The sequence below is a fragment of the Sunxiuqinia rutila genome, from assembly GCF_050589705.1.
Lineage (GTDB): Bacteria > Bacteroidota > Bacteroidia > Bacteroidales > Prolixibacteraceae > Sunxiuqinia > Sunxiuqinia rutila.
This window is the reverse complement of sequence record NZ_JBNGOT010000012.1, coordinates 41,458-54,891: the sequence shown is the minus strand read 5'-3', so window position 1 is coordinate 54,891 and position 13,434 is coordinate 41,458. Positions and strand designations below refer to the sequence as shown.

Annotated in this window: 7 protein-coding genes; all 7 read left to right on the top strand. The window is 42.8% G+C overall.

Translation table 11 applies throughout. The features are described 5' to 3' along the window. Nucleotides 1-11: 11 nt before the first annotated feature. The 7 genes from ACRD6K_RS15000 (at nt 12) to ACRD6K_RS14970 (ending at nt 12,795) form a co-directional block, all read left to right on the top strand. Nucleotides 12-3,026, top strand: a complete 3,015-nt coding sequence (locus tag ACRD6K_RS15000; protein ID WP_430973907.1) for a SusC/RagA family TonB-linked outer membrane protein — start codon at nt 12-14, stop codon at nt 3,024-3,026. A 100-nt stretch (nt 3,027-3,126) separates the two neighbouring features. Beyond that, a complete protein-coding gene (locus ACRD6K_RS14995) occupies nt 3,127-4,602 on the top strand; it encodes a RagB/SusD family nutrient uptake outer membrane protein (protein ID WP_430973906.1) in 1,476 nt (491 codons plus the stop codon). 107 nt (nt 4,603-4,709) lie between these two features. After that, a complete protein-coding gene (gene bglX / locus ACRD6K_RS14990) occupies nt 4,710-7,031 on the top strand; it encodes a beta-glucosidase BglX (protein WP_430973905.1) in 2,322 nt (773 codons plus the stop codon). Nucleotides 7,032-7,094: 63 nt separating this feature from the next. Further along, entirely contained in the window at nt 7,095-8,660 is a 1,566-nt protein-coding gene (locus ACRD6K_RS14985) for a sulfatase family protein (protein WP_430973904.1), read from the top strand. A gap of 47 nt (nt 8,661-8,707) precedes the next feature. Beyond that, entirely contained in the window at nt 8,708-9,502 is a 795-nt protein-coding gene (locus tag ACRD6K_RS14980) for a carboxylesterase family protein (protein ID WP_430973903.1), read from the top strand. Beyond that, entirely contained in the window at nt 9,502-11,307 is a 1,806-nt protein-coding gene (locus tag ACRD6K_RS14975; protein ID WP_430973902.1) for a family 43 glycosylhydrolase, read from the top strand. The genes ACRD6K_RS14980 and ACRD6K_RS14975 overlap by 1 nt, the downstream gene beginning before the upstream one ends. Before the next feature lie 108 nt (nt 11,308-11,415). Next, on the top strand, nt 11,416-12,795 hold the full coding sequence (locus tag ACRD6K_RS14970) for a hypothetical protein (RefSeq protein WP_430973901.1): 1,380 nt from the start codon (nt 11,416-11,418) through the stop codon (nt 12,793-12,795). Nucleotides 12,796-13,434 lie beyond the last annotated feature (639 nt).

Sequence of the window (13,434 nt, the reverse complement as noted above, 5' to 3'; positions counted from 1 at the left end):
ATCAATTTTCTATGATTAATCGACTACTTATTTTTTTCCTGTTGGTCAGCAATATTGCGCTGGCACAGGATGCTAAGAAGGTCTCGGGTGAAATTCGGGACAATCTTGGGTATGGACTGCCTGGTGCAACCATTCTGGTTAAAGGAACAATGAATGGAACCACATCGAACATGGATGGTCAGTTCGAACTGGACAATGTACAATCTACTGATGTGTTGGTGTTTTCATTTATTGGATTAAAAACACAAGAGTTAGTTGTTGGTGAAAAAACTTCTTTTGCCATTACGCTTGAGGATGAGACGAGTGACTTGGAAGAGGTTGTGGTAATAGGTTATGGTACAAGTAAATCGAAAGACTTAACCTCTCCAATTGCAAGCATTTCAGGTGATGAGCTTACTTCCGTAGCAACATCATCACCAATGGGTGCAATTCAAGGTAAAGTGGCAGGTGTTACCATTGTTAACTCAGGTGCTCCGGGTGCCGGACCTTCAGTTACTATCCGTGGAGTTGGAACCCTTCAGGGAACTAACCCATTGTATGTTGTTGACGGAATGTTCTTGGACGACATTAACTTTTTGAGTCCGAATGATATCGAAAGTATGTCCGTACTAAAGGATGCATCTGCTGCCGCCATTTATGGTGTGCGTGCTGCCAACGGGGTGGTTTTAATTACTACAAAAAGTGGTGTTAAGAACCGAAAAATGAATATTACCTATGATGGTTATTATGGTTTGCAATCTGTAACTCAGCGCCTGGAAATGGCTAACTCATCGCAGTATGCAGACTTTATGCGTGCTTCAGGTGTACAGGGCTATATCAACCAGGTAGATGCTGCCATTGAGCGATATGGCGGTGAAAACGGCGTACCATCTGTTTCTACCGATTGGTACGATGAGTTAATTCGAACGACCGCTCCTGTTCATAACCACAATGTATCGCTCACCGGTGGTAACGATAAGTCGGCTTATGCCTTTAGTTTAGGTTATTATGGTCAGGATGGAATAATGGATTCCGATGGCAACTATAACCGGATTAACTTAAGAGCAAAGGTGGATTATGACGTGTCCTCAAGTTTAAAGGTTGGTTTTGGTACCCTGTTAACTCAGGAGGATCGCATGATTGATACCAACCAAGCCTGGTTTCAGGCTTATGTGAGCAACCCAATGTTTCCGGTTTACGATGAATCGTTACCTGATGATGAGGGCTATCCGGTGAAGTTTGGTAACCCACATAACCTGGGCTACAGTACTTATTATAATAACCCGGTGGCAGTGGCTCACTATAATCGCGATAATGAGTCGGCTATTACGCGCTTTTTACCCAATATTTATGCTGAGCTAAGGCCTTGGGAAACGCGAGATATCGCTTTTCGATCGGCTTTTAACGCCGATTTTAGTTACGGAGCTGCTTCCCATTTTATTCCTGAGTACGCAGTTGGAAACAATGAGCAGACGATCAATGCATTGAGCAAAACAACCAACTGGAACTACGACTACATCTGGGATAATACAATTACAGCCAAAAACAATTGGGGCAAACACAATTTAACCTCCATGGTTGGTTTTTCTGTACGCGAAGAAAACTACCGTTGGATGAGAGGTACTGCTCAAGGCGTGATGAATGATGATTATTTAGATTCGGGTAATGAGGAAACAAGTCGGGTATATGATGGCGGTTCCCGTTTTAGAGGAATGTCTGCTTTTGCCCGTTTCTCATACGACTTCAATTATAGATACCTGCTTTCATTAACAATGCGTGCTGATGGATCATCGAAGTACCAGGAGAAGTGGGGGTATTTCCCTTCAATTGGTGCAGGATGGGTCGTATCAGAAGAGAGCTTTGCAAGTGGATTAAAAAACTGGAAGTTTGATTACCTTAAAGTAAGAGCATCATGGGGTATACTTGGTAACGACCGGGTTCCTTCCAATGATGGTTTTGCTTCAATTGCAACTGGTGGCCTGGGTGATTCTGGAATTTTTGACAGCGTCCTTGTTCCCGGAATGATCAACAACTCACGTTTTAGCTACCTGAAATGGGAAGAAGTAAACGAAACAAATATTGGTATCGACACAAAACTGTTTGACTCCCGTTTAAGTGTTGAAGCTGACTACTACCGGCGCGATACAAAAAATGCAGTCGTGAGTCCACGTGCAGCCTTTGGTAACCCTTCGGTTTTACAGAATATTGGAACTATTCGCAACTCAGGTTTTGAAGCCATGATTAATTGGTCGGATAATATTGGAAAAGATTTCCGCTATTCTGTAGGTGCTAACATTACAACTATCAATAACGAGGTTGTTGATTTAAATGGTAACCCTTATATCGAAACGGGCTCTGCAGAATTTCCACAACGCCATGTGGTAGGGCATGAAGTTTATTCATTCTACGGCTGGGAAGTTGCTGGAGTGTACCAAAATCAGGCTGAGATTGATGCCGATCCAATTGCAAAAGCCAATGGGTTAACTGCTGGCGATTTCAAATACGTAGACAGGAATGATGATGGTGTTATCGATGGGAATGACAGAACATTGTTAGGAAGTCCAAACCCTGACTTTACCTATGGCATCAACATCTCAGCCGGATACAAAGGATTCAACTTATCGGCTACTTTCCAAGGTGTTCAGGGTGCTACCATATTCAACCGCCGACGCGCAGATATTAATAAGCATGGAAGCAATAACCTGGATGCTAATTTAGTGGATGCGATTTGGACAGGCGAAGGTTCGACCAACAATACGCCTTCAGCAGCAGGAATGTTTAATCCATGGAATACAGGAAGACTGAATAGCTTTTTCCTGGAAGATGGCTCATATTTCCGTATTCAGAATGTGCGCTTGTCTTATGATTTGCCAAAAGCATGGATGGAAAGCGCACATATTGGTGCAGCGCAAGTATTTGTGAATGCCGATCGTCCTTACACTTTCTTTTCCAGCAATGGATTTACGCCTGAAGTGCCAGGAGGTATCGATCAGCAGGTATATCCAATACCGTCGGTTTTCACTGTCGGAGCGCGCGTAACATTTTAATTAATTTCCAATACTTAACAGATGGCAAATGCTCGTTTTATTTTTGAGTAAATCTTGAGTTGGGCAGGCATAGGCTATACTGTTTTAGAAATAAACAATTATGAAGTACATTAATAAATATATCGTATTATTATTGGGAGTACTGATGTTAACTTCCTGCGAGGACTGGTTGCATATTGTTCAGGAAGGCACCATCCCAACAGAAGACATCGACTATACCGATTCTAGTCAAATGTATGCACCTGTATCTGGCGTATATGCCAATGCACGTCGCAAACTGGCTCAATGGGAAATATGGCCATTACTAAATGTGCGTAACGATGAGGTAACTAAAGGTGGTGGCTCTGTTGCCGACCAGGGTACTTATCTGGATATCGAGAACTTTAATTATGATGCAGTGAAAGGCTTCTGGGCCTTGAATAACACCTGGAATGCTTATTATCAGATCGTTATTGGAGCTTATAATAACATCGAATTATTGAATCGTTTTCGGGAGCACTTGACTACTGATGATCAATTAGTACTGGCCGATCAGTATGAGGCTGAGATCGTATTTCACCGCGCTTTAGCTTATTACATGATTTCGAACCTATGGGGCGATGTGCCTCTTATTGATGCGGAAGATGTAAACTTTGCTTTTCCTTACCGCAGCAGTCAGGCCAAAGTGCGTGCAGCGATTCACGAAGATTTGGACTTTTGCATTACCCACCTTCCCGAAAGTCAACCCGTAAATAAAGGGGCAGTTACCAAGTACACAGCAATGACATTAAAAGCTAAAGTCGCTTTGTTGGAAGGTAATTACGAGCTGGTGAAAACCTTGACTGATGAAATTATCGCTAATGGTGGATATCGCTTGTACGAAGATTACTACAATTTATTTAAGATCCCTGGAAAACTATGTTCAGAGTCAATTTATGAATTGCAGTTTACTGATTTTGGCAATGGAAGCGGTGACCAGGTTTATGGAGGAGCTTGGTTCCAGCACCAGGGGCCACGTAATAATAAAGCACCTATTTCCGGATGGGGTTTTATGTTATTGGAGCCTGAATTTATTCAGTTTATGAAAGACAGAGGTGAGACAAAACGTTGGGATGTAGCAGTTCTGGAATCAGATGCTGTAACGCCAGCCGGAGATAATATCAACTTATTTCAACCTGATTATATGGACATTAAAGCGCATTATAACGGTAAAGCCTATGTTCCTAAATCTCAAATCACCGAAGGACGGAACGATTATGGTTCGAACAACAACATTCGCATCTTGCGATATGCTGATGTGTTGCTGATGAATGCCGAAGCCAAAGTAAAAGTGGGGGGCGATGCAGCTACACCATTTAACGAGGTACGTTTGCGTGCTGGTTTAGAGCCAATCAGTAACCCTACTATTGAAGATATCCTTGATGAGCGTCGTGCGGAATTCTCAGTGGAGTGGGGCGAGCGTTTTAACGACTTGGTTCGCACCGGAAAAGCCGCTGATGTATTACCTGGTTTTGTTGCTGGTAAACACGAGTTTTTACCAATTCCAACCAGTCAGGAGGATTTGAACCCCAATTTGTTAGCTCCTGTTCAGGAATAATAATCAATCATTGTTAGTATAGGGTAGAGGGGGGTACTCCTCTACCTTTTTTAATACCAAATTTTAAATAAACGTTCGAGATAACATTAAACACAAATGAAGTCGCTATGTTAAATAAAATTATCTATAAAGGAACTCTTGCTGTTTCACTTCTGGCAGTAGTAGCTTGCTCGCAGCCCAAAGAGTATAAAACGATGTGGAAAAGCTACAGTGGTGATCCGGTAATTGAGCATAAAGTGGATTCAGTACTGTCACTGATGACCCTTGATGAGAAAATTGGCCAAATGAATCAGTATTCCGGAAACTTTGCGCCAACCGGAGAGGTAAGTGATAATAAATCAGGGGAGTACCTTAAAAAAGGGATGATTGGTAGTACCTTCAATGTGTTTGGTGCCGACTATGTGCGAATGCTGCAGGAGCAGAACATGAAGCACTCGCGCTTGAAGATCCCGATGCTATTTGCAGCGGATGTAATACACGGATTGGAAACAACCTTTCCTATTCCTTTGGCAGAGGCCTGTTCCTGGGATTTGGAGTTGATGGAAGCAACGGCCCGGGCAGCAGCTGAAGAAGCTACTGCTTCAGGCGTAGCCTGGAACTTCGCGCCTATGATTGATATTGCGCGCGATCCTCGTTGGGGGCGCGTTATGGAAGGTGCCGGGGAAGACGTTTATCTGGGGTCTTTAGTGGCTCAGGCCCGTGTAAGAGGTTTTCAGGGAATTGATAATTATACCGGGCTAGATAAAGGAAACACCATGATTGCTTGTGCCAAGCATTTTGTAGCTTATGGAGCTGCACAGGCAGGCCGCGATTATCACACCACGGATATCTCGGAGCACACATTGCATGAAACTTATTTCCCTCCTTTTCAAGCAGCCATCAACGAAGGCGTTGGTTCCTTTATGACCGCTTTTAACGATTTAAACGGCGTTCCATGCACCGGTAACAAATACTTATATACCGATATTTTACGCAAGCAATGGGATTTTAAAGGGTTGGTTGTAACCGACTATACAGCAATCATGGAGCTGATTGCCCATGGGTACGCACAAGATTTGAAACATGGAGCAGAACTGAGCTTAAATGCCGGCATTGACATGGATATGATTAGCGAGGCCTTTGTTGGGCATTTGCGTGAATTAGTGGAAGAAGGCAAAGTTTCAGAGGCGCAGATTGATGTTGCCGTTGCCCGTATTTTGGAGATGAAATTTTTACTGGGACTGTTCGATGACCCTTATCGTTATTGCGATGCACAGCGCGAGAAAGAAGAAATAATGAGCCAAGACAAGCTGGAGTTAGCGCATAAAGCTGCTCAAGGATCCATTGTCCTGTTGAAGAATGAGAACAATGTTCTTCCATTAGATAAAAAGTCAGCTAAACGTGTTGCTTTGATCGGACCGTTTGTTGATGAGCGTGAAAGCCTGAATGGAGAATGGGCCATGAAAGGCGACCGCAAAAAATCGGTAACCTTACGCGAAGGCTTAAATGCTAAATATGCTGGTTCCAACGTCAAATTTAACTATGCTGAAGGTACTAAATTGCCTTTACTCGATCGGAGAACACAAAAAATAACGCCTGTTAATAGTGCTGATAGAAACGGTTTTGCCAAAGCTGTTCAAGTAGCTCGTAACAGCGATGTGATTTTGGTCGCAATGGGAGAAAACTTTCACTGGTCAGGAGAAGCAGCTAGTCGTACAGATATTACTTTACCCGGAAATCAGCGCGAACTGCTAAAAGAACTGAAAAAGACAGGTAAGCCAATTGTGCTGGTATTATTCAACGGACGTCCGTTGGATTTATCATGGGAAGCTGAAAATGTGGACGCGATTGTTGAAGCCTGGTTTCCTGGTATTATGGCCGGTCATGCCGTGGCGGATGTTATAGCGGGAGATTACAACCCATCAGCAAAATTGGTAATGACTTTCCCTCGTAACGTTGGTCAGATACCTATTTTCTACAATGCAAAAAATACGGGACGTCCATATAACTCAGAGCGTCCGGCAGATTATCGTTCATCATACATCGATGTGGAGAACACGCCATTGTATCCTTTTGGATATGGTTTATCCTATACAAGTTTTGAGTACAGTAACTTGAAGTTGGATAAAGACTCCTTCTCTAAAGGAGGATCGATTAAGGCCTCCGTGGAAGTTGCCAATACGGGTAATTTTGATGGAGAAGAAATTGTCCAGTTGTACATTCAGGATATCACAGCCTCGGTAACCCGTCCGGTTAAAGAGCTTAAAGATTTCCATAAAGTGGCCCTTAAAAAAGGCGAACGGAAAACCATTGAGTTTACCATCGATGAAAAGACCATTGAATTCCTCGGTCTAGATCTTAAGCCGGTTGCTGAATCCGGTGATTTTAATCTGTGGATTGGGGCAAGCTCAGCTGACGAATCAAATCATGCAAACTTCAAATACAATTAATTGAGGGAAGCCCCGCAAGGGGCTTTTTTTATATAAGATATTACCACGTAAAGCAAAAACATTATGCGATACTTTTCAAAAACAATACTTCTATCCTTCAATGTGGCTCTGCTAGCTTCATGCGGCATCACGTCGAAAGATAGAAAAAGTGCCAAGCCCAATATTCTTTATATTATATCGGATGATCACGCGCTGCAGGCAATAGGTGCTTATGGTCACCCAATTACCAAACTGGCGCCTACACCCAACATTGACCGCCTGGCCAACGAAGGTGCGTTGTTCACCGAGAATTACTGTGCCAACTCGATTTGCGGCCCCAGTCGGGCAACTATTCTTACCGGAAAACACTCGCACGCCAATGGTTTGATGCGAAATGACAATACCAAGTTTAATGGGCATCAGCCAACGGTTGCCAATATTTTGCAAGCCAATGGGTACCAAACAGCTATTATTGGCAAGTGGCACCTGAATACGCGTCCGGTCGGATTCGATCACTATCAGATTCTGAATGATCAGGGCGAGTACAATAATCCCGATTTTGTGACCAAGGATACGGTGCAGCAGTTTATGGGGTATGTAACCAACCTGATTACGGATTTCACTAAAAAGTGGCTCGAAGAGCGCGACGAAAGCAAGCCGTTCTTTTTAATGATGCAGCATAAGGCTCCTCATCGGAACTGGATTCCTGATGAAAAATATTACCGCTTGTTTGAGAATACCGAATTTCCTGTGCCCGATAACTACTTCGATAATTACGAAGGTCGCGAAGCGGCTCAAATTCAGGAGATGAATATTTACCAACATGCCTACGAAGGACACGATCTGAAAATGGTTGATGGTGTGGACAGTGATCAGTTACTTTACGACCGTTGGCCCCAGGTTTTCTTTGGTCGGATGACCGAAAAAGAGCGACAAACATTTCTTGATGCTTATCGCGAACGCAATGATGATTTTTACCAGACCGAACGCACCGATAAAGAAAAGGCGATTTGGAAGTTACAGCGTTATTTGCAGGATTACCTGGCTTGTGTCCGTTCAATTGACGATAGTGTGGGAGAGATTTATGAATATCTTGAAGAAAAAGGACTGCTGGAGAATACCATCGTCGTTTACACTTCCGATCAGGGCTTTTATCTGGGAGAGCATGGTTGGTTTGACAAGCGATGGATGTATGAGGAATCCTTCCGTATGCCTTTAATTATCCGCGACCCATTTGCCCCCAAGCAAGGACAAAAAGTGGAAGCGATGACGCAAAATATTGATTTCGCACCCACATTTCTGGATATGGCTGGTGTGACTACTCCGGAAGAAATGCAGGGACGTTCATTGCTGCCATTAATTGATGGAACCCCAATGGCAAAACCCTGGCGGAAATCGTTGTACTACCATTACTATGAGTACCCCGGGTTTCATAGTGTGAAGGCGCATAACGGGGTGAAAATGGGACATTATAAGCTCATTCATTTCTACAAGGATAATGTTTGGGAAATGTATGATTTAAAAGCCGATCCAACCGAAATGAATAATGTCTACGGATTAGCCGAATATAATGACATTCAGCTTGAGCTACATGCCGAACTGGAGAAACTGATTCACGAATACCAGGTGCCTCAAAAATATTTGCAGTAAGCATTGGATTGTAATATTTTAAGCGTTGTACCTTACAAAATTTGAACATGCAAAAGTCATTGTTAGTAATTGCGCTGATACTTCTGGCTTCAACTACTTGGTCTGTAAAAGCGCAGCAAGTTTCTCAATACGAAAAAAGAGAATTTATTCATGAGAATGATACCTTGTTGTACCGTATTCTGTATCCTCACAATTACGACGAAAACAAGCAATACCCTGTTGTATTGTTTCTGCACGGAGCAGGAGAGCGGGGAAGTGATAATGAGCGTCAGCTAAATTTAGGTGGCGATCTGTTTTTGAATGAAAAGCTTCGCAAAAAATACCCGGCCATTGTCATTTTTCCGCAGTGTCCGGTGGATACGATGTGGACAGCCCGCACGAAAAATAGGGATGCACAGCAAAATTGGGTATTTAATTTCCCCGTGAGTAAAGTGGCTCCGCGTCCGGCTGAAATGGTTAATTTACTGGTAGAAGAGTATATGGAGACCCCATCTGTCGATAAAAATCGGATCTATATTATGGGCATCTCAATGGGAGGTATTGGTACCCTTGAATTTTTACACCGTTGGCCAGAAAAATATGCCGCAGCTGCCGTAATTTGTGGGGGACATGATTGTCGCATTGCCGATAATTATAAGCACCTGCCAATTTGGTTCTTTCATGGTGAGGCCGACGATGTGGTGCCACATCATTACTCTTATGAGGTATACAAAACAGTGCATAAAGGGAATAGACGTACTCGCTATACCAGTTACCCAAATACGAATCATAATAGTTGGGATAAGGCTCTGGCTGAACCAAAATTATTAAAATGGATGTTTAAAAATCAAAAAGAAAACTAATGAATAAATTGACATACGCTTTGATTGGGGGGTTAATGTATGTTACGACCCTGTTGAATGCGCAAGAGGTTGTACCTCAAACGTATTGTAATCCGTTGGATATTGACTATACCTACATGGTTTACAATTCCAGCCGAAATATTTCTTACCGCTCAGGCGCCGATCCGGCAGTTGTTGAGTTTCGTGGAGAATATTACATGTTTGTAACCCGTTCATTTGGTTATTGGCATTCAACCGACCTGGTGAATTGGGAGTTCATAAAGCCTGCACAGTGGTTTTTTGAAGGCTGTAACGCGCCTACCGCATTCAACTATAAGGATTCTGTCTTGTATTTTGCCGGAGATCCAGCCGGTTACGGAAGTATATTGTATACCGACGATCCGAAAAGTGGTAAATGGACGCCTACGGCTTCAATTTCCATGAATATCCAGGATTCGGAATTGTTTATCGACGATGATGGTAAAACCTATTTATACTGGGGCTCCTCAAACGTACATCCTCTACGTGTTAAGATGCTGAATAAAGATGATCGCATGCTTGAAACTGGTGTAACGAAAGATTTGATTAACCTGGTAGAGGAAGAGCATGGTTGGGAGCAGTTTGGCGAAAATAACTTTCACCCAACGTTAAAGGAGGGGTATATGGAAGGTGCTTCCATGACCAAGCACAATGGTAAATACTACTTGCAATATGCGGCTCCTGGTACGCAGTTTAATGTATATGGGGATGGTGCATACGTGGGAGAAACACCTCTTGGTCCATTTAAATATATGAAGAATAATCCCATGTGCTTCAAACCGGGAGGATTTACCAATGGAGCTGGCCACGGCATCACCGTGAAGCAAACAAACAATCAGTATTGGCACTTTGCCACCATGGGCTTGGCCTCTAATTCGCATTGGGAAAGACGTTTGTGTATGTTCCCAACCTACTTCGATGATGAAGACCTGATGTATTCCAATACCCACTATGGTGATTATCCACGGTATGCACCAAATCATCCAACCAAAGCTGGTGAGCATTGTGGTTGGATGTTGCTTTCATATAAAGGTAAAACAACGGTGTCATCCGCTATGATGCAAATTAAGAAAAGTACATCAACCGATGGCAATTACGATATTACGGAGATGCCATTGGAGAAAACTGCCGAAGGACAGATTGTGTCAAATGTTTTAACTGACGAAAGTCCAAAGTCGTTTTGGGTGGCCAATGCGAATGACAATCAACAGTGGGTGCAAATTCAGATGCGTGCTCCGGGGAAAATTTATGCGTTTCAACTAAACTATCACGATCACGAATCTGGTATTTATACACGTACCGAAGGTTTGCGTCATCAGTTTACCATAGAAGTATCTAACGATGGGAAAGAATGGCAAACTGTAGTAGATAGAAGCAATAGCTATAAAGATGCACCCAACGCATACATTGTATTGAACCAGCCTGTTGAAGCCCGATATGTACGTTACAATAACGTAAAAGTCCCTGGTAAAAACTTAGCCATATCTGAAATAAGGGTTTTTGGTAAAGGATTTGGTAAAAAGCCATCTGCTGTTAAGGGATTTACAGTTAAGCGCGAAGAGGACAGAAGAAACATTACGCTCAAATGGTCGCCGGTAAAAGGGGCACAGGGCTATAACATCCGCTGGGGAGTTGCACCCGATAAGCTGTATCAATCTTGGCTAATCTATGAGGACACCGAGCATTTTATGCGTTGTTTAGACCGCGATACGGAATATTATTTTTCCATTGAAGCCTTTAGCGAGAATGGTATTTCAAGTTACACCAAACCGATACAGGTTAATTAATAGAGAGAAAAGGATAGTGTGATACGAGCCATGAGCAATAAACTCCTACACGAGTAAAATTGAATTTGGCAAGTAGCATAGAACCATTGAAAAATAAATTATAGACAGATGAAAAAACTAATTCTGATACTTGTTGCGACAATGATGGTTTGGAGTGCAAAAGCTCAAAAAAACGATCAGGAAATTATAGAAGAACTATTGCATAATACCGTAAAGTTTTATCAAATGCTTCGCGCCGATAATGGATTGTACCATGATTTTGTGAGTACACATGGCCAAACCAATCGCGGTTCGGCAGCCAATATTGGTATGGGGCTGGTTGCCCAATGCGTTGCAACCGAAATGGGCTGGACAACATCGGCCGAAGAGGAGATCGTTGAAACCTTAGAGTCGGTATTAGGCTATAATGATAAAGGAATAAAGCTGGAGCGAACCGCAGAGAACTGTTTTATTCATTTTTACGATATCGAAACAGGTAAGGCCATGGGACAAGACTGGAGTCCTATTGATACTGATTTGATGCTTGGAGGGGTATTGTTTGCCAAGCGTTATTTTAACGAGAATGAGCAAATAGTAAAATATGCCGATGAGCTATTTAATATGGTTAATCAGTCGTTGTTTGTGGGAGATTGGACCAAGGGGCAAATTTCGTTGAAAATGAAGACTGATGGTTCGCCGGCAGGAAATTGGACATTGCCTTACAATGAATATATGCTTGTAGCATGGATGGCTAAAAATCAGGCAAAAAGGAAAAATGATCCGGCAAATAAACTGTGGAACGAATGGTATGGAACGCCAGAAAACCTCCCGTATGCAACCTATACATCGCGCTCGGGAGACACATTTAAAGTGCCGACAGATCTAAAGGTGACACGTGAATTTACCTCGAATTTTACCTTCATGTTTAACTATATTTTTGTGCATGAATTTTCTACCAGTAAATGGTATCAGGAAGCCATGCGTCAGGCCGCCTTGGCCGATCGTGCCTGGTGGCACGACAGAACTGATTTGGATGACATGGGTAAACAGCCCTACGAATGGGGTACAACGGCAGGTGTTGGTCTACGTGAACGAGAAGGAAAGTTAGAGGAAGGCTATTGCGTGGATCGTATTTGTGCTCTCGAAGATGTGGGAACTAAGCGCGATAGAAATAAAGGAATGAACGTAGCCTTGAGTGCTCTGGCGGGGTATTCACCTGTATTGCCGGATTTAGTTCGTAAAGATCTGATAGCGATGTATCGCGATCCACGTGGATTAGGGAAAATGGCTTTGCCAGCTCGTGAAGGTATCTCAGATGGTGGTGATTATATCCTTTGGAAATACAGCTACAGCGATTTGAATTGGCGTCCTTCAAAAGTTGAAGGTGTTGATTATGCATGCATGTTGCTTGGTTTAGCAGCTTTGCCAGAAATGTTGGGCGTTGAGTTTTTTCAGGAATACAATGACTTCTTTAGTACTGAAAAGCCAAATTATCAGCGACGAAAATAGTTAATACCTGCTTTTGCAGGATTTTTGAGAAAGGTGCAGCGGAACAAAGTTTCGTTGCACCTTTTTTTTGTTCGCCCGGCATGTGCGATAACTCTAGGGAACCTGCCTTGATGGAGGGAAGTGTTAGCCTGAGACAAGGGTGTCCATTGTGAAATGAAATTTGAAGGAAGTCGCCGGTAAATTCCATTTCACAATTGTATGCTTTACGCGCACAATTCATCAAGGACCGGAAAGGCTGCTGACGACTGAAAAAGGTCATTATAGCGACCACATCAAAGCAGCCATGTGCATTGGGTATCTGTTGCCTAGAGCTTCTTTAAAACAATTAAAGTTGAACTGGTTTATCACCAAAGATTCTTTGATCAGGAACATGCTAAACTAATCTTGTTTTGCTGGACTGAAACCCGGTATAACAAAAGAAGTAGGCATTTGAGTTTAAGATACAAAATAATAAACGGATACAGGCAAGTGGCCGATAAGCAGAGGGCAGCGGTGTGCTTCTTAACTGGGCGTACAGTTTTTGTTGCATATCCAGGTCGGTGGTATTTCTTATGGTCTCGATAAAACACCTACAACAATATTAAAGAATATTTCTTACACTAAGAGTACAAACTGATAACCAAGAAACAAAATTAGTTT